Consider the following 17,861-nt stretch of genomic DNA (forward strand, 5'->3'; position numbering starts at 1 on the left):
CAGTACCAGCGGATAGACGACGTAGCCGAAGCGGCTGGCCGGCATGAGCGCCATGGCGAGGGCCAGCCCGTACGCCAGCCGTACGGCCGCCGCCCGCACGGACCGGGGCGGCCGTACCAGCAGCGAGCCGGCGACCACTACGGCACCGACCGCCAGCAGGGCGGTGGCGAGGGCCGCGCCGCCGGGCACGTACTCCGCCAGCAGCCGCCCCGGCAGCGGGCTCGCCGCCGGGGACTCGACACCGCTCAGCCCCAGCGGGAACGCGACCACGTTGCGGAAGAACGCCGCCGGATCCGCGCACGCCGCCGGCACCACGAGCGCCCCCGCGACCCCCGCCACGACCAGGGCGCAACGCCCCGCCGCCCTGCGTCCCGCACACCCGGCCAGCAGCACCAGCGCCACCGGCACCGCGGGCCAGGCGGTCCACTTCAACGCAGCAGCCGCCCCCAGCGCCGCCCCGGCCCAGCCGACCCGGCCGCGTCCGGCGCACACGAGCCCCAGGCACATCAGCCCGACCACCGGCAGATCCACCCCGCCGACGGCGAGCGGCAGCGCCACGAGCGGGCAGGCCGCGATCCACGCCCTCGCGCCGCGCCGGGCCGCCACCGGCAGCACCGCCAGGAACCCGGCCGCCATCCACCAGCGCGCGTCCCCCAGCGGGCTGTCGCCGAACAGGACGTGCGGCAGCCCGAAGACGGCCATTCCCGGCAGGTACGGGTTGAAGTCCGCGATGACGGCCGGATCGGGCACGTAAGGACTGCCCGTGGCGAGCAGCAGCCCCGCGGACCTCTCCACCACGCGCACCTCCAACTGCCCCTGACCGAGCAGGACGAGGACGAGGAGAGGCAGCACCACCGCTCCCGCCGCCGCGACGAGCGCCGGACGCACCCGCCGACCCGCCAGAGCCACCGGACGCGCGGCCGTCCACGCCGCGGCCCCGTACCCGAACGCGGCCGTCAACCCCCACATCCGGTGCGGTCCGAGCCCCGACACCAGACCGAACACGAGAGAGGCGACGGCGCACCCCGCCCACCCGGCCGGCCCGGCCCAGGAAGCCGGCCGGCGTCCCGCCGGCCTCCCCTTCGGCTCCCTTGCCCGGCCGGGTCCTTCACCGTCGAGACATGCCGTCGTGTCGACCATGGCCGCACGATCGGCGACGCCCCGGCGCCCGCGCGTCACACCGTGGTGCCAAGCTCCGTGTCACCCCGTGGCACGACACGGACCAGACGCGCCGCGCGGCGGACCGGCCCGCGGGGCGCTCACTCCCGCAGCAGCACGACCTCGTCCGCCGCGAACGCGACGCCCACTTCGGCGCCTTCGGCCGGGGCGTCCCGCAGCGGGCACTCCGCCTCCAGGCGCGGGCCGCCGTCCGCCGGCTGCAGTTGCACGGCGACGTGGTGGCCGCGGAACGTGCGGGCGAGCACCGTGCAGGGAAGTCCGTCCGCCACGGGCACCAGCCGCACCCCGGCGGGGCGCACCAGCAGTCGGCCCGCGCCCTGCGGGGAGCCGGCCGGGACGGGCACCTTGCCCCACACCGTGTCCGCGGCCTCCCCGCTGACCGTCGCCGCCACCACGTTGTCGAAGCCGAGGAAGCGGGCCACGAACTCCGAGGCGGGCTGCTGCCAGACGTCGAGGGGGGTGCCCGCCTGGGCGATGCGGCCGTCGCGCATGACGACGACCCGGTCGGCCAGTGCGAAGGCTTCGCCCTGGTCGTGGGTGACCGCGAGGACGGTCGTGCCCAACTGTCCGAACAGCTGCCGAAGTTCCACGACGAGCCGTTCGCGCAGGCTGCGGTCGAGCTGGCCGAGCGGTTCGTCGAGCATGAGGAGCTTGGGCCGCGGAGCCAGTGCCCGAGCGAGGGCGACCCGCTGCTGTTCGCCGCCGGAGAGGGTGGCCACGGCCCGCCGGCCGGCTCCCGGCAGCCCGACGAGTTCCAGCAGCTCCGCGACGCGATGGGTCTGTTCTGTCCGCCCGGCGCCGCGCATCCGCAGCCCGAAGGCGACGTTGCCGGCCACGTCCCGCTGCGGGAAGAGCTGGTGGTCCTGGAACATCAGCCCCACCCCCCTGCGGTGCACCGGCACTCCCGTCTGGTCCGCGCCGTCCAGCAGCACGCGTCCGGCATCCGCCCGCTGGAGCCCGGCCACCACCCGCAGCAGCGTCGACTTGCCGCTGCCGCTCGGCCCGAGGACACACACGATCTCGTGCGCGGCGACCCGCAGGTCCACCGCGTCGAGGGCCGGCCGCGCCCCGAACCGTACGGTGACGCCCTCCAGGTCCAGCAGCGCGTCGGCGGCGGGCGGCGCGTCGGCGCCCGCGCGGTCGGCGAAGTCGGTCATGTCAGAACTCCCCGGATACGGATTGGGCGGGCCGCAGGCGCTCCAGCACCAGCAGGGACACCGCGCACACCACCATCAAGATCGTGCTCAGGGCCATCGCCTGCCCGTAGTTGAGGTCGCCCGCCCGCCCCAGGAGCCGTGCGACGGCGACCGGGAGCGTCGGGTTGTCGGGCCGTGCGATGAAGACGGTCGCCCCGAACTCGCCCAGCGACACGGCGAACGCGAACCCCGCCGCCACGAGCAGCGCCCGCCGTACCAGGGGCAGGTCCACCTCCCGCCACGCCCGCAGCGGCGACGCTCCGAGCACGGCCGCCGCCTCCCGCAGCCGCCCGTCGACGGCCCGCAGGACCGGCAGCATGGTCCGTACGACGAAGGGCACCCCGACCAGGGCCTGCGCGAGCGGCACCAGGATCCACGAGGTCCGCAGGTCCAGCGGAGGCTTGTCGAGCGTGATGAGGAAGCCGAAGCCCACCGTCACCGCGGACACCCCGAGCGGCAGCATCAGCAGTGCGTCGAAGCCGCGCACCAGCCGTCCCGCCCGCCGGGTGAGGGCGGCGGCGGCCAGTCCGCCCACGACCAGCGCGATGGCGGTCGCGACGACGGCGTACTCCAGGGAGTTCCACACCGCTTCCAGCGGGGGCACGAGGAAGGCGCCGCCGCCGTCCACGGCCCCTCGCAACGCCCGGTAGTAGAGGAATCCGTACCCGTCGGGCCCGTCCAGCGACCGCTCGACGAGCACGCCGAGGGGCAGCAGGATCAGCAGCAGCACGGTCGCCAGCACACCGCCGAGCAACGCCCACTGCGCGGACCCGCGCGGCCTGCGCGAGGTCTGCTCGGGGTCGACGAGTCTCAGCGCGGTCTCCCGGCGCCGTACCGTCCAGGCGTGCACGGCGAGGATCGCGCCGACCGCCGCGAACTGCACCAGGGTCAGCACGGCGGCGGTGGGCAGGTCCAGGAAGGTGGCGGTCTGCCGGTAGATCTCCACTTCCAGGGTGGAGAAGGCGGGACCGCCCAGGATCTGCACGACGCCGAAGGAGGTGAAGGTGAACAGGAAGACCATCAGGGCGGCGGCGGCGACCGCGGGCGCCAAGGCGGGCAGCGTCACCCGCCGCCAGGCGGCGAAGCGCCCCGCGCCGAGGACCCGCGCGGCCTCCTCCTGCCGGGGGTCGAGCTGGGACCACAGCCCGCCCACGGTCCGGACGACCACGGCGTAGTTGAAGAACACGTGGGCGAGCAGGATCGCCCACACGGTGGTGTCCAGCCGTACGCCCCACAGCTCGTCCAGCAGGCCGCCGCGCCCCACCATGGCCAGGAAGGCGGTGCCCACCACGACCGTCGGCAGGACGAACGGCACGGTCACCACCGCCCGCAGCACCTGCTTGCCCGGGAAGTCGAGCCGCGCGAAGACGTAGGCGGCCGGGAGGGCGATCAGCAGGGTGAGCAGGGTGGAGGCGACCGCCTGCCACGTGGTGAACCACAGCACCCCGCGGATGTCCGGGTCACCGAGCACCTCGGCGATCCGCCCGAGCTGCCACGTGCCGCCGGGTCTCAGTCCCCGGCCCACGATCGCGGCGACCGGGTAGGCGAAGAACAGCGCGAAGAACGCGACGGACGCCGCCATCAGCCCGAGCCGCACGGCGCTCCCCCGCCACCGCCGACCCGCTCCCCCACGCCCGGGGCCCCCACGCCGAGGGGGCCGCGCGGGGGCGCCCGCCGGGGCGCCCCGGCGGGCGGTCCGGCCCTCGCCCTCTACTTGATCACCAGCGAGGACCACGTCTTGACCCACTGCTCACGCCTGTCGGCGATCTTCTTCGGTTCCACGGTCAGCGGCTTGTCGACCGTCGCGCCGAACTTCTTGTACACCTCGGGCAGTTCGGTGCCCTGGACCGCGGGGTTCACGAACATCTTCAGCGGCAGGTCCTCCTGGAACTCCTTGCCGATGAGGAAGTCGAGGAGTGCCTTGCCGCCCGCCTCGTTCTTCGCTCCCTGCAACAGTCCGGCGAACTCGATCTGCCGGAAGCAGGTCCCGGTCGCCACCCCGGTGGGCGCCTCGGTGGGCCGCGGTTCGGCGTACAGCACCTCGACGGGCGGGCTGGAGGCGTACGACACGACGAGCGGCCGGTCGGCCTTGGCCTTCTTGCCGCCCGCGGACCCCGAGAACTCCTCGTTGTATGCCTGCTCCCAGCTGTCCACGACCTTGACGCCGTTGTCCTTGAGCTTCTGCCAGTAGCCCTGCCAGCCGTCGTCGCCGTACTGCGCGGCGGTGGCGAGCAGGAAGCCGAGGCCGGGCGAGGAGTTCGCGGCGTTCTCGGTGACGAGGAGGTTCTTGTACTCGGGCCGGGTCAGGTCGTCGAGCGTCTTCGGCGGCGCCAGCTTCTTGTCGGCGAAGTACTTCTTGTCGTAGTTGACGCAGACGTCGCCGGTGTCGACCGGCGTCACCCGGTGCTCCGCCTTGTCGAGCTGGAGGGCGTCGGGGATCCGGGCCAGCCCCTTGGCCTCGTACGGCTGGAAGAGCCCGTTGTCGAGCGCACGCGAGAGGAGGGTGTTGTCGACGCCGAAGAACACGTCGCCGCGCGGCGAGCCCTTGGTCAGGATCTCCTGGTTGAGGGCGCTGCCGGCGTCTCCGCTCTCCAGCACCTTGACCGTGTAGCCGGACTGCCGGGTGAACTCCTTCAGCACGGCGGGCGAGGCGTCGAAGGAGTCGTGGCTGACCAGGGTGACGGTCTTGGACCCGCCCCCGGCCTGCTTCTTCTCGCCCGTACCGGAATCGGAACCGCCGCACGCGGTGAGCGTGCAGACGCCCAGCGCCGCGGCCAGCGCGCCCGAAGCGAGCTTCATCGTCTTGTTCACAGAAATCCTCCTGGACATGACCAGGAAGAGACGCGGCCCCGCCCGCACGGGAAACGCGGGCAGGGCGCAACAGCTCGAGTAGTGTCCGAACTTCCTACCCAGAATGACCTGGGCGAGGTTCAGAGGGTCTGCGGCCCGCTGCTACGAGCGGTGCCGCACTCTCAGCGCTGTGGCGCTCCCCTGTCGGAATATGCAAATGTGCGGCCCACACTACAGCGCACTGTTCGAGTGGGCTCTACCGCTCGGTGGCCGCCAGCTGCCCGCAGGCGCCGTCGATCTCCTGACCGCGCGTGTCCCGTACGGTCACCGGCACGCCGTGCGCGGCGATCGCCTCGACGAACGCCTTCTCGTCCTCGGGCCGGGATGCGGTCCACTTGGAGCCGGGCGTCGGGTTCAGCGGGATCAGGTTGACGTGCACCCGCTTGTTCTTCAGCAGCCGTCCAAGCAGGTCGCCGCGCCACGCCTGGTCGTTGATGTCCCTGATCAGCGCGTACTCGATGGAGATGCGGCGGCCGGACTTCTCCGCGTACTCCCACGCGGCGTCCAGCACCTCCCGTACCTTCCAGCGCGTGTTGACCGGGACGAGGGTGTCGCGCAGCTCGTCGTCCGGCGCGTGCAGCGACACGGCGAGACGGCACTTGAAGCCCTCGTCGGCGAAGCGCAGCATCGCGGGCACCAGACCCACGGTGGAGACGGTGATGCCGCGCTGCGACAGCCCCAGCCCGTCGGGCTCCGGGTCGGTCAGCCTGCGGATCGCGCCGACGACGCGCTTGTAGTTGGCGAGCGGTTCGCCCATGCCCATGAAGACGATGTTGGACAGCCGTGCCGGGCCGCCGGGCACCTCGCCGTCACGCAGCGCGCGCATGCCGTCCACGATCTGGTGCACGATCTCCGCGGTCGACAGGTTCCGGTCGAGCCCGGCCTGCCCGGTCGCGCAGAACGGGCAGTTCATGCCGCATCCCGCCTGCGAGGAGATGCACATCGTCACCCGGTCCGGGTAACGCATCAGCACCGACTCGACGAGCGTGCCGTCGTGCATCTTCCACAGGGTCTTGCGCGTGGTGTCCTGGTCGGTCGACAGGTGGCGCACGACCGTCATCAGTTCGGGCAGCAGCGCTTCGCGCAGCTTCTCCCTGGATCCGGCGGGAATGTCGGTCCACTCCGCCGGGTCGTGCGCGTACCGCGCGAAGTAGTGCTGGGACAGCTGCTTGGCGCGGAACGGCTTCTCACCGATCTCGGCCACGGCGTCCTTGCGCTCGGCGGGCGTGAGGTCGGCGAGGTGCCGCGGGGGCTTCTTGGCTCCGCGGGGCGCGACGAAAGTGAGTTCTCCGGGTACAGGCATGGTCATACCAGTGTGGCAGATGTACGACAAGAGGCCCGCCGTCCTGTGGACGGCGGGCCTCTTGGGGACGAAACAGCAGCTCAGGCCGATCCGACGAAGATCACCAGCAGCAGCCAGACCACCGGTGCGGTCGGCAGCAGCGAGTCCAGCCGGTCCATGATGCCGCCGTGGCCGGGCAGCAGCGTTCCCATGTCCTTGATCCCGAGGTCCCGCTTGATCATGGACTCTCCGAGGTCGCCCAGGGTCGCGCTGGCGGCGACCGCGAGGCCGAGCAGGACGCCCTGCCACCACGTGCCGCCGTCGATCAGGAACGTCATGCACAGCACGCCCGCCGCCATCGCGAACGCGATCGCCCCGAGCAGACCTTCCCGGGTCTTGCCGGGGCTGATGCGCGGGGCCAGCTTGTGCTTGCCGAAGCGCCAGCCCACGGCGTACGCGCCGGTGTCGCTGACGACCGTCAGCAGCAGGAAGGTGAGCACGCGCTCCGGCCCGTCCTCGGCCTTGAGCATCAGCGCGACGAACGTCGCCAGGAACGGCACGTAGAAGGCGGCGAACACCCCCGCTGTGACGTCCTTGAGGTACCCCTCCGGCGGTTCCGTCATCCGCCACACCAGCACCGCCAGCGCCGTCAGCGCCATCGCGACCCAGGCGCCCTCCGGGCCCCGTACGTAACCGGCGACGACCATCGCCGCCCCGCCGACCGCCAGTGGGACCAGCGGAGCCTTGATGCCCTTGCGCTCCTCCAGCCGGCTGGTGAGTTCCCAGAGCCCGACGACCACGGCGACCGCTATGACGCCGACGAAGACGGGCGGCCAGATGAACAGCGACGCGCCGACCAGCGCGCCGAGCCCGACGCCGACCCCTATCGCGGCACGCAGATCACGGCCCGCACGCTTCTTCTCGGGGGGCGGCGGGGCCGGAGTCGACGGGGTGGACATGGGCTCCTGCTGCTTCTCGTCGCGGAACAGGGGGCCGCTGCCCGCAGCGGCAAAGCTCTGGCCCGCGTACTGGCCTTCGCTCTGCCCTGCGGAAGCGGCCCCCCGCATCCGGTCCTCGCGGTCGTCGGCGCCTCTGCCTGTCCGGGGTCCAGGTTCAGAACCCGGCACGGGGCCTGTCTCGGGCACGATGGGCATGGGCCGAGTCTGCTGGGCGTCATGCCCTTCGTACGCGGGACCCGCCGAGAGGGACCCCTGATCGGGAGTTCCCCATTCACCGGCATAGCCCGCCCCAGGCCGGGCCCCCCAGGGAGAGTCGTTCATCAGACCTCTAGCAGCTCGGCTTCCTTGTGCTTGAGCAGCTCGTCCACCTGCGCGACGTACTTCGCGGTGGTGTCGTCGAGCTCCTTCTCCGCACGGCGGACCTCGTCCTCGCCGGACTCCTTGTCCTTGACGAGCTTGTCGAGGGTCTCCTTGGCCTTGCGGCGGACGGCGCGGATCGAGATCCGCGAGTCCTCGGCCTTGTTGCGCGCGACCTTGATGTAGTCGCGGCGGCGCTCCTCGGTCAGCTGCGGGAACGTCACTCGGATGATGCGGCCGTCGTTGCTCGGGTTGACGCCGAGGTCGGAGTCGCGGATCGCCTGCTCGATGTTGCGCAGGGCGCTCGCGTCGAAGGGGGTCACCACGGCCATCCGCGGCTCGGGCACCGAGAAGGAGGCCAGCTGGTTGATGGGCGTCAGCGCGCCGTAGTAGTCGGCCACGATCTTGTTGAACATCGCCGGGTGCGCACGACCGGTGCGGATCGCGGCGAAGTCCTCCTTGGCGACCACGACGGCCTTCTCCATTTTCTCCTCGGCTTCGAGGAGGATTTCTTCAATCACCACGTACTCCTGCATGTCTGGAACTGCTGCGTGCACTGCGTGCGTCTTGTCCTGCACGGTGTCCGACCGGCAGGCCATTGTCCATCCCCCGGCCGGGCCGGGGGTGCGAACGCGGATCCGGTCAGGCGCGGGTGCCCTGGGCGTTGACGAGCGTGCCGATCTTCTCACCCTTGACCGCGCGGGCGATATTGCCCTCCGCCAGCAGCTCGAAGACCAGGATCGGCAGGTCGTTGTCGCGGCACAGCGTGATGGCGGTGGCGTCGGCGACCTTCAGGTTGCGGGACAGCACCTCGCTGTACTCCAGCGCGTCGAACTTCACCGCTTCCGGGTTCTTCTTGGGGTCGGAGTCGTAGACGCCGTCGACCCCGTTCTTGCCCATGAGCAGGGCCTCCGCGTCGATCTCCAGGGCGCGCTGGGCGGCCGTGGTGTCGGTGGAGAAGTACGGCATGCCCATGCCCGCGCCGAAGATCACGACGCGGCCCTTCTCCAGGTGGCGCACGGCGCGCAGCGGGATGTACGGCTCCGCGACCTGGCCCATGGTGATGGCCGTCTGGACCCGCGAGTCGATGCCCTCCTTCTCCAGGAAGTCCTGGAGGGCGAGGCAGTTCATGACGGTGCCGAGCATGCCCATGTAGTCCGAGCGCGCCCGGTCCATGCCGCGCTGCTGGAGTTCGGCGCCGCGGAAGAAGTTGCCGCCGCCGATGACGACCGCGATCTCCGCGCCGTCCCGTACGACCGCGGCGATCTCGCGTGCGATGGCGTGCACGACGTCGGGGTCGACACCGAGTGCCCCGCCGCCGGCGAACGCCTCGCCCGAGAGCTTCAGCATGAAGCGCCCGGTCCTCTTGCCGCTGTCCTGATTCGCCTGATTCATGGGGGGCTTTCTCCTCGTGCACATACGAAGGAGGCCATTGCCGGTGGATCCTTGCGGTTCCTCAGCGGCAATGGCCTCCTCGTCAGATCTGCCGCCGCCCGGCGCGTGCGCCGGGCGACTGCATCAGACCCTAGCCGGGTCTGGCGATGTTCGCGTTGCGTCGACAGGGTCCGACGGACGGACTCAGATGCCGACCTTGATGCGCGCGAAGCGCTTCAGGGTGACACCGGCCTCGTCCAGGACCTTCTGCACGGACTTCTTGTTGTCCAGCGCGTACGGCTGGCCGAGGAGGGTGGCCTCCTTGAAGAAGCCGTTGACGCGTCCCTCGACGATCTTCGGGAGGGCGGCCTCGGGCTTGCCCTCGGCGCGGGTGGTCTCCTCGGCGACGCGGCGCTCGGCCTCGACGACCTCGGCCGGGACGTCGTCCTTGTCCAGGTACTTCGGCGCGAAGGCGGCGATGTGCTGGGCGATGCCACGGGCCAGGTCCGCGTCGGCCTTGTCCAGCTCGACCAGAACACCGATCTGCGGGGGCAGGTCGGGCATGGTGCGGTGCATGTATGCGGTGACGTAGGCGCCGGTGAACTGGGCGAAGCGCTCCAGGACGATCTTCTCGCCCAGGTTGGCGTTGGCCTCGTCGACGTACGCCTGGACGGTCTTGCCGGCCTCGATCTCGGAGGCGAGCAGCGCGGCGATGTCGGCCGGGGAGGTGGCGGCGACGTGCGCGGCGAGCGCGTTGGCGACGGCCTGGAACTTCTCGCCCTTGGCGACGAAGTCGGTCTCGCACTTGAGCTCGACGATGACACCGGAGGTGTTGTCGTCGGCGATCAGGGAGACGACGGCGCCGTTCTCGGCGGAGCGGCCCTCGCGCTTGGCGACGCCCTTCTGGCCCTTGATACGGAGGGCTTCGACGGCCTTGTCGACGCTGCCGTCGGCCTCGTCGAGGGCCTTCTTGCAGTCCATCATGCCGGCGCCGGTGAGCTCGCGGAGCTTCTTGACGTCAGCGGCGGTGTAGTTCGCCATGAGTCTGTGAATCTCTTCTCGAAAGTCGGAGGTCGTTGATCGAGGTGATCCGCACGAGCTCGTGGCCTGCGCGATCGCCGTGATCCACGTGATCTACGGGTGAACGGCGGGGGCGGGACGCCTGGTGGCGCACCCTCCCCCGCCGTCAGTCAGCCGTTGGGGCTGGGTCAGGCCTGCTCGGCGTCCGCGGCCGGAGCCTCGGCAGCGGCCTCGGCCGGCTTCTCGGCCTCGGCGGCCGGGGCCTCGTCGGCGGCCGGAGCAGCCTCGGCGGCCGGAGCAGCGGCGTCGGCGTCGGCGGCCGGAGCCTCGTCAGCCTTCTTGTCGCCCTCAAGCAGGTCGCGCTCCCACTCGGCGAGCGGCTCGCCGGCGGCCTTCTCGCCCGGCTTGGAGTCGCCCGTGGCGGCACCGGAACGGGCGATGAGGCCCTCGGCGACGGCGTCGGCGATCACGCGGGTGAGCAGGGTGACGGAGCGGATCGCGTCGTCGTTGCCCGGGATCTTGTAGTCGACCTCGTCGGGGTCGCAGTTGGTGTCGAGGATCGCGACGACCGGGATGCGGAGCTTGCGCGCCTCACCGACGGCGATGTGCTCCTTCTTGGTGTCGACGATCCAGACGGCGCTGGGAACCTTCGACATCTCGCGGATACCGCCGAGGGTCTTCTCCAGCTTGGCCTTCTCGCGCGAGAGGACCAGGAGCTCCTTCTTGGTGAGGCCCGACGCGGCCACGTCCTCGAAGTCGATGAGCTCCAGCTCCTTCAGGCGCTGGAGGCGCTTGTAGACGGTGGAGAAGTTGGTCAGCATGCCGCCGAGCCAGCGCTGGTTGACGTAGGGCATGCCCACGCGCGTCGCCTGCTCGGCGATCGCTTCCTGCGCCTGCTTCTTGGTGCCGACGAACATGATGGAACCGCCGTGGGCGACGGTCTCCTTGACGAACTCGTAGGCGCGGTCGATGTACGACAGCGACTGGAGCAGGTCGATGATGTAGATGCCGTTGCGCTCCGTGAAGATGAAACGCTTCATCTTCGGGTTCCAACGACGGGTCTGGTGACCGAAGTGGACGCCGCTTTCCAGCAGCTCCCGCATCGTGACGACGGCCATGGCCGTACTCCTTGAGGTACTCGGTTATCGCTCCCGCCGGACGGCGGTCGCGCCTGACGCCCCTCGTGCTGTGCCCATGGGGACGGAATCCTTGAGGACCGAGCAGCACTGCCACTGACCGCTGAGAAGGGTGGTGGCGGGACGTGCGAAGTCGACCCGGTGACCCGGATCGCCACAAGAAGTGTACGGGACCCGCACAGTGCCGGGTGACGGCGTTGTCCACAACCGTCCGGCCGTCCACAGGAACGGTCCATGATCCCCGCGAACGCGTCCGTTGCGGGACCGTTTTCGTCATGTACCGACTCGTGAGCGCCGCCCTGTGCGCACTGTTCCCGCTGGTCGCCGCACTGCTGTGGCAGGCGCCCGCGTCCCTCGCCGCGGAGGGCGCGCAGGGGCCGGACCGCGCCTGGCCGGTGGGGGTGCGCCCGTCCGTCGTACGGGGCTGGGAGCCGCCGCCGTCGCCGTACGCGGCCGGGCACCGCGGCGTGGACCTGGCGGCCGCGGCCGGTGCGGAGGTACGGGCGGCCGCGCCGGGCCGGGTCTCGTTCGCGGGCCGGGTGGCGGGCCGCGGGGTGCTGTCGGTCACGCTGACCGCGACCGGCGAGCCACCGCTGCGGACGACGTACGAGCCGGTGCGCGCGCTGGTGGCCGAAGGGACGGCGGTGACGGCGGGCCAGGTGGTGGCGGTGCTGGAGCCGGGTGCGTACCACTGCCCGGCGACGGGCTGCCTGCACTGGGGGCTGCTGCGCGGCGCCGAGTACCTCGACCCGCTGTCGCTGCTGCCGCCCGGTCTGCTGCACCGGGGGCCGCCGCGGCTGCTGCCGGTCTTCGGCGTCCCGCCGCCGACGCCGGGCGCCGTGTTCGTGCCGCCGCGAAAGGTCGCGGCACTCGCACCCGACGCCCTGCACGCACTGCTGCTGAGCGCCTCGGTCGGACTGGCGTACACAGCGCAGCGGCGGCTTCGCGGCCCGGCGCGGCCGAGGGGAAGGGGGCTCGCTCCGGAAGGGGGGCGGCCACGGCGGCTTCGGGCGGGCAGGGCGGTATCGGGGTGCCGGGTGGGCCGACTGCTCCGCCGCTGCCGGGCGGTGGGACGGTTCGGGGCCGGTCAGGGGGCGGGGCGGGGCCGGTGGTCGGCCGGCAGCCGCGGAGCCGCCCGGCGGTGGCGCGGCACCGGGCCGACGCGACGAGGCCGGGCCGGCAGCTTCGGAGCCCCCGAGCGGCCAGGCGGCTTCGCGTCAGCCGAGGGAAGAGGTGCGATGCCGAGGTCCCGGGGCGGGCAGGAGGCTTCGGGCCGGCTGGGGGGAGGGGCGCGGTACTGAGGCCCCGGGGCAGCCAGGCGGCTTCGGGGCGGCCGAGGGGGGCACCGTGCCGAGACCCCAGGGCGGGCAGGCGGCTTCGGAGCGGCCGAGGGAAGGGACGTGGTGCCGGGATCGCCGGGTGGTCAGCCCCGGACGCCGCGCAGGGCCATGGCCACGGCGGCCTCCGTGATGACACCCGGGTCCTCCGCGGCGCCGCCCAGCTCCATGCGCCGCACCGCCGCGTCGACCACGCCCTGGAGCATCATCGCCACCAGCCGGGGCTGCTCGTGGCCCAGCTCCCGCAGGGCGTCGCCGATCATCGTGACGAGCCCGCCGTGAGCGGCCCGGATCTTCTCACGGGCACCGGCGTCCAGCTCGCTCGCGGAGATGGCGACCACCGCGCGGTGACGGCGGTCGCCCACCAGCGTCAGCTGCTGGCGGACGTACGCCTCGACCTTGCCCTCGGCGGTGTCCGCGGAGGCCATCGCGGTCTCGACCTCGGCGGCCCATACGGGGAAGTCGACGGCGCACAGCTCTTCGACGACCGCGCCTCTGGAGCGGAAGTACTCGTAGACCGAGGAGCGGGCAAGGCCCGTGCGCTCGGCGAGGGCGGGGAAGGTCAATGCCTCCGTACCGCCTTCGGACAGGAGGGATCGGGCAGCGTCCAGAAGGGCACTGCGCTGCATCGTCCGGTGCTCGGCCACGGAGGCCGCTCGAATCCTTGGCACGCCTCCACTCTACGGACGTGCGCCGCGGATGACGACGGGTGCACCCGGCAGGGACGATTCAGCGACCGCCGACGGGGTCCGCCGGGTCAGCGGCCGACGTCCGCGAGTTTGGCCCTGAGCTGGAGGACCGACTTGGTGTGGATCTGGCTGACCCGGCTCTCGGTGACGCCGAGCACGTTGCCGATCTCGGCGAGGGTGAGGCCCTCGTAGTAGTAGAGGGTGATCACGGTCTTCTCCCGGTCGGGGAGGGTGTTGATGGAGCGGGCGAGCAGTCTGCGCAGCTCACGGTCCTCGGCGACCTCGACCGGGTTGTCCGCGCTGGTGTCCTCCAGCGTCTCCATCAGGCTCAGCCGGTCGCCGCCCTCGCCGCCGGCGTGCAGCAGCTCTTCGAGGGCGACCACGTTGGCGAGCGACAACTGGCTGAACACGGCGTGCAGTTCCTCGACCGCGATGCCCATCTCGGAGGCGACCTCGCACTCGGAGGGGGTGCGGCGCAGCTTGGCCTCCAGTGTGGCGTAGGCCCGCTCGACGGCCTTGGCCTTCTGCCGGACCGAGCGCGGAATCCAGTCCAGGGCGCGCAGTTCGTCGATCATCGCGCCGCGGATGCGGGTGATGGCGTACGTCTCGAACTTGATGGAGCGCCCGATGTCGAACTTCTCGATGGCGTCGATCAGCCCGAAGACGCCGGAGGACACGAAGTCGGCCTGCTCGACGTTGGCCGGCAGCCCCACGCTGACCCGGCCCGCGACGTACTTCACCAGCGGTGAGTAGTGCAGGATCAGCTGCTCCCGCAGCCGCTCGTCGCCCGTGGTCTTGTACGACCGCCACAGCTCGTCGACGGACGAGGGCGCCGGGGGTCGTGCGGGGCCGCGGGCGGCGGGGGGTGCTGCCGCGCGGTCAGACCCGGAGGTGTGCTGGGGCATGCGTTGCCTTGAGCCGTTCTGCTGTGACGTGAGGGGGACTTGACGTGGTGCCGGTGCCCGGAAGACGTGCGACGAGGTCCGGAGCGGACGAAAACCTTGCGAGCGTAGCGTGACTGCAAGGTAGCGGTGCGCGAAGGATATGGGACCGCATCGTCCGGTTGACAGCCCCGGACCGTGCCCCCGCGGCCCGGCCGCCGCCTCACACGGTTGCTCCGGCCGTGTTCCGGTACACGATTTAAGGGTCATCTTCTTCACCCTTTCACCCGGACGCCCCTGGTCAAGCACCGCCTCGCCGGGGCGGGACGCCCCGTGCCGCACGCGGCGCCAACTGCCATCGGTCGCCGTGGCGTTCGACGAACCCCAGGGAGTGCAGTTCGTACAGCCTGGCGAGCGCCTCGTCACCGGTCGTCCCGGCCTCGCGGGCCACGCTCCGCGTGTCGGCGGAGGTGCGGCCGGGCAGCGCTTCCAGTACCCGTGCGGAAGCGGGGTCCAGGAGGTCGCGGGGCAGTACGGGGCCGCGTCTGGCGGGTGCGAGGTCGCCGATCTCGCCGACCAGTTCGACAATTTCGGCGGCGTCCGTGACCAGGACGGCCTCGCCGCGCAGCAGTTCGTGCACCCCGGCGGAGAGTCCGCTGGTCACCGGGCCCGGCACGCCCATGCTGAAGCGGCCGAGGCGCTGGGCGCCGCGTGCGGTCACCAGCGACCCGCTGCGGTACTCGGCCTCGACGACGACGGTGCCGCGGGTGAGCGCCGCGATGACCCGGTTGCGCAGGACGAACCTGCTGGGCGTCGGATGACTTCCCGGAGGCAACTCGCTGAGCAGCAGGCCCTGTTCGGCGATGCGGGAGATCAGTTCGGCGTGGCCGCGAGGGTAGTCGACGTCGACTCCGCAGGCGAGGACGGCGACCGTCGCACCGCCCGCGCCCAGCACGCCGCGGTGTGCCGCCCCGTCGATGCCGTACGCCGCGCCCGACACCACGACCCAGCCGCGTTCCGCGAGCCCCGCGCCGAGGGTCGCCGCCATGTGCGCCCCGTACGGTGTGCACGCGCGGGCGCCGACTACGGCGACGGAGCGCAGCGCCCACATCCGCAGGTTCGGCGCGCCCCGCACCCAGAGCCCGACCGGCCTGGCGTCGCCGAGATCGTCCAGTTGGCTCGGCCATTCCTCGTCCCCGGGACACACCAGCCGGCCTCCGACTGCCTCGGCCGCTGCCAGGAGGCGTGCCGGGTCGACCGCGGACGCCCGGTTCCGGTAGCCCGCGAGGCGTTTCTCGCTCGCCCCTGTCAACACCTCGTCCGGCCCCGGTGCGCCCGCTGCCAGCCGTCGCATCAGTTCCACCGGGCCGTGTGCACGCAGCCAGCGCCCGCCGGTCTCGTCCCCCGGCTCGACGATCCCGGTGAGTGCCGCCCTGGCCAGCCGCTCGGCCCCGGCCGTGCCCGCGCTCACCGTACGCCTCCGGCCACGAGGCCGCCGCGGTCCTTGATCGCTCCCCGCTCGATGCCGGTCCTCAGCTGGAGCGCCACCGCCAGGTCCGCCTCGTCGGGCCGGTCGTGCCCCCGGAGGTCGGCGACGGTCCAGGCGACGCGCAGCACCCGGTCGAAGCCGCGTGCGGTCAGCAGCCCCCGGTCCATGTCGTGTTCCGCCGCCCTGAGGGCTCCGGGCACCGGCTGCCAGCGGGTGCGCAGTTCGTACCCGGGTACCTCGCTGTTGTTGCTCCACGGTGTCCCCTCCAGCCGGGCGGCGGACCGCCCCCTGGCCTCGCGCACCCGGGCGGCGACGGCCTCGGTCCGCTCGCCGCGTCCTCCCCGGGTCGTGAGGTCCGCGCGGGTCACGGCCTCCACCCGGACCTTGAGGTCGACCCGGTCGATGAGCGGCCCCGACACCCGTGCCTGGTAGCGCCGGACCGCCTGGGAGCCGCAGTCGCAGGAGGAGTCCTTCGAGCCGTGCCTGCCGCAGGGGCAGGGATTCGCCGCCAAAACCATCAGGAAGCGGGCCGGCAGCCGCACGACGCCCGCGCTGCGCGCCACCACCACGTGCCCGGATTCCAGCGGCTGCCGCAGCGCATCGAGCGCTTTTCCGGCGAACTCGGGTGCTTCGTCCATGAAGAGGACGCCCCGATGGGCCAGGGACACCGCGCCCGGCCGCGGCAGTCCGTTGCCGCCGCCGATGAGCGACTGCATCGTCGCCGAGTGGTGTGGTGCGCAGTAGGGGGCCCTGGTGACGAGCGGCTCGCCCGGGGGCAGGATGCCCGCCACCGAGTGCACGGCGGTCACTTCGAGGGACTCCCGTCGGGTGAGCGGCGGCAGCAGACCCGGCAGCCGCTCGGCCAGCATCGTCTTGCCCGCCCCCGGCGGGCCGTGCAGCAGCAGGTGGTGTCCCCCCGCCGCGGAGATCTCCAGGGCCTGCCGCGCCGCCTCCTGCCCCCCGACGTCCGCGAGCTCGGGCAGCGCGTCCTCGCGACCGGGCGCCAGCCCGGTGCCCGCCCCGGCGCCGGGCACCATGAGCCCGGCCAGCATCGCGTCGGGCCGTCCCCCCTCCACCGGTTCCTCGTCGGGCACCTGCTCCCCGGCGAGTACGGCGATGAGCTGGCGCAGGCTGCGTACGCCCAGTACCGAGATGCCCGGCACCAATGCGGCCTCCGCAGCGCTCTGTTCGGGAACGACCACCTGCTGGTATCCGGCCTCGGCGGCGGCGAGCACCGCCGGCAGGACGCCGCGCACCGGTCTGACCCGGCCGTCGAGTCCGAGTTCGCCGACCAGGACCAGGTCGGCGATCTCCTTGGGGTCGATCCGCTCCGCCGCGCTCAGCACGGCGACCGCGACGGCCAGGTCGAAGCCGCTTCCGCTCTTGGGGACCGAGGCGGGGCTCAGCCCCACCGTGAGCTTCTTCTGCGGCCAGGCGACCCCGGAGTTCACCACCGCGGCCCGCACCCGGTCCTTGCTCTCCACCAGGCTCTTGTCCGGCAGTCCCACCAGGGTGAAGGCGGCGACACCGGGTTCCAGGTCGGCCTGCACCTCGACCACCACGCCCTCGACGCCGACCAGCGCCACGGAGCAGGTACGTGCGAAGCCCATCAGGCCACCCCCCGCGCATGCTCCAGGACCGGGGCCCCGCGCCGGGGCAGTGTGACGCCCACGAGGTCGATCCTGGCGCCGCCGGGCGGCGGCCCGCCGTGCTCGTACAGCCAGAGCTCGGCCAGGGTCCGCAGCCGGTCGGCCTTCCTGGGCGTGACGGCTTCCATCGGGTGCTGGAAGGGTCCCGACCGCCGGGTCTTGACCTCGCAGACGACGATCGCGTCGCCGTCCCGTGCCACGATGTCGATCTCGCCCGCCTGGCAGCGCCAGTTGCGTTCCAGGACGGTCATTCCCACTTCGGCCAGCCAGCGGGCCGCCAGGTCCTCGCCGTAGCGGCCGAGGTTTCCGCGTGCGGTGCGCGGCTTGCGTTCACTCTTCGCGTTCATTTCGATTCCACCTCCGGAACCGAATGTGACGCAATCCCCGCGGGCTGGTGGATCTTGGTGGAGAACTCCGCGATTGTGGAAAACCCGGTCACCCGGAAGTCTTCGTCGGACGTTGC

14 protein-coding genes and 2 pseudogenes are annotated in these 17,861 nt (G+C 72.1%); 1 reads left to right on the forward strand and 15 read right to left on the reverse strand.

Going from position 1 to position 17,861, the window contains the following annotated elements:
* Nucleotides 1-111 precede the first annotated feature (111 nt).
* The 10 genes and pseudogenes from ACQPZG_RS09855 to rpsB all read right to left on the reverse strand — a co-directional run.
* Nucleotides 112-1,140, reverse strand: a pseudogene (locus ACQPZG_RS09855) (glycosyltransferase 87 family protein); the annotation flags it as partial.
* Nucleotides 1,141-1,259: 119 nt separating this feature from the next.
* Nucleotides 1,260-2,336, reverse strand: a complete 1,077-nt coding sequence (locus ACQPZG_RS09860; protein ID WP_433545452.1) for an ABC transporter ATP-binding protein — start codon at nt 2,334-2,336, stop codon at nt 1,260-1,262.
* A 1-nt stretch (nt 2,337) separates the two neighbouring features.
* Nucleotides 2,338-3,957, reverse strand: coding sequence for an ABC transporter permease (locus ACQPZG_RS09865; RefSeq protein ID WP_433549334.1), 1,620 nt, complete (start codon nt 3,955-3,957; stop codon nt 2,338-2,340).
* A 128-nt stretch (nt 3,958-4,085) separates the two neighbouring features.
* The gene (locus ACQPZG_RS09870; protein WP_433545453.1) at nt 4,086-5,204 is read right to left on the reverse strand and encodes a thiamine ABC transporter substrate-binding protein; all 1,119 of its coding nucleotides are present in this window, start codon (nt 5,202-5,204) and stop codon (nt 4,086-4,088) included.
* 217 nt (nt 5,205-5,421) lie between these two features.
* A complete protein-coding gene (rlmN, locus tag ACQPZG_RS09875; protein WP_185034600.1) occupies nt 5,422-6,528 on the reverse strand; it encodes a 23S rRNA (adenine(2503)-C(2))-methyltransferase RlmN in 1,107 nt (368 codons plus the stop codon).
* Nucleotides 6,529-6,608: 80 nt separating this feature from the next.
* Nucleotides 6,609-7,787 carry a phosphatidate cytidylyltransferase gene (locus ACQPZG_RS09880; protein ID WP_433545454.1) on the reverse strand — a complete coding sequence of 393 codons (1,179 nt, stop codon included), beginning with the start codon at nt 7,785-7,787 and terminating at the stop codon, nt 6,609-6,611.
* Nucleotides 7,787-8,344, reverse strand: coding sequence for a ribosome recycling factor (gene frr / locus ACQPZG_RS09885; RefSeq protein WP_185034434.1), 558 nt, complete (start codon nt 8,342-8,344; stop codon nt 7,787-7,789). Before frr ends, ACQPZG_RS09880 begins: the two co-directional genes overlap by 1 nt.
* A gap of 121 nt (nt 8,345-8,465) precedes the next feature.
* Nucleotides 8,466-9,218: a UMP kinase gene (gene pyrH, locus ACQPZG_RS09890; RefSeq protein WP_433545455.1), complete on the reverse strand. Its 753-nt coding sequence runs from the start codon at nt 9,216-9,218 to the stop codon at nt 8,466-8,468.
* Between the two features lie 183 nt (nt 9,219-9,401).
* Nucleotides 9,402-10,238 (reverse strand): translation elongation factor Ts, encoded by an 837-nt coding sequence (gene tsf, locus ACQPZG_RS09895; RefSeq protein ID WP_433545456.1) that lies wholly within the window; start codon nt 10,236-10,238, stop codon nt 9,402-9,404.
* Nucleotides 10,239-10,405: 167 nt separating this feature from the next.
* Nucleotides 10,406-11,335, reverse strand: a complete 930-nt coding sequence (rpsB, locus tag ACQPZG_RS09900) for a 30S ribosomal protein S2 (protein WP_433545457.1) — start codon at nt 11,333-11,335, stop codon at nt 10,406-10,408.
* Between the two features lie 293 nt (nt 11,336-11,628).
* Here rpsB and ACQPZG_RS09905 point away from each other — a divergent pair.
* Nucleotides 11,629-12,180: pseudogene (locus tag ACQPZG_RS09905) on the forward strand (peptidoglycan DD-metalloendopeptidase family protein); the annotation flags it as partial.
* Between the two features lie 596 nt (nt 12,181-12,776).
* Here ACQPZG_RS09905 and ACQPZG_RS09910 read toward each other — a convergent pair.
* From ACQPZG_RS09910 to ACQPZG_RS09930, 5 genes are all read right to left on the reverse strand, one after another.
* Nucleotides 12,777-13,337 carry a TetR/AcrR family transcriptional regulator gene (locus tag ACQPZG_RS09910; RefSeq protein ID WP_433549335.1) on the reverse strand — a complete coding sequence of 187 codons (561 nt, stop codon included), beginning with the start codon at nt 13,335-13,337 and terminating at the stop codon, nt 12,777-12,779.
* A gap of 110 nt (nt 13,338-13,447) precedes the next feature.
* A complete protein-coding gene (gene whiG / locus ACQPZG_RS09915) occupies nt 13,448-14,284 on the reverse strand; it encodes an RNA polymerase sigma factor WhiG (RefSeq protein WP_433545458.1) in 837 nt (278 codons plus the stop codon).
* A gap of 277 nt (nt 14,285-14,561) precedes the next feature.
* Nucleotides 14,562-15,731, reverse strand: a complete 1,170-nt coding sequence (gene dprA, locus ACQPZG_RS09920) for a DNA-processing protein DprA (RefSeq protein WP_433545459.1) — start codon at nt 15,729-15,731, stop codon at nt 14,562-14,564.
* Nucleotides 15,728-17,359, reverse strand: coding sequence for a YifB family Mg chelatase-like AAA ATPase (locus tag ACQPZG_RS09925; RefSeq protein ID WP_433545460.1), 1,632 nt, complete (start codon nt 17,357-17,359; stop codon nt 15,728-15,730). Before ACQPZG_RS09925 ends, dprA begins: the two co-directional genes overlap by 4 nt.
* The gene (locus ACQPZG_RS09930; RefSeq protein ID WP_433545461.1) at nt 17,359-17,745 is read right to left on the reverse strand and encodes a YraN family protein; all 387 of its coding nucleotides are present in this window, start codon (nt 17,743-17,745) and stop codon (nt 17,359-17,361) included. Before ACQPZG_RS09930 ends, ACQPZG_RS09925 begins: the two co-directional genes overlap by 1 nt.
* Between the last annotated feature and the right edge of the window lie 116 nt (nt 17,746-17,861).

It is taken from the genome of Streptomyces sp. CA-294286 (genome assembly GCF_050947155.1).
GTDB lineage: Bacteria > Actinomycetota > Actinomycetes > Streptomycetales > Streptomycetaceae > Streptomyces.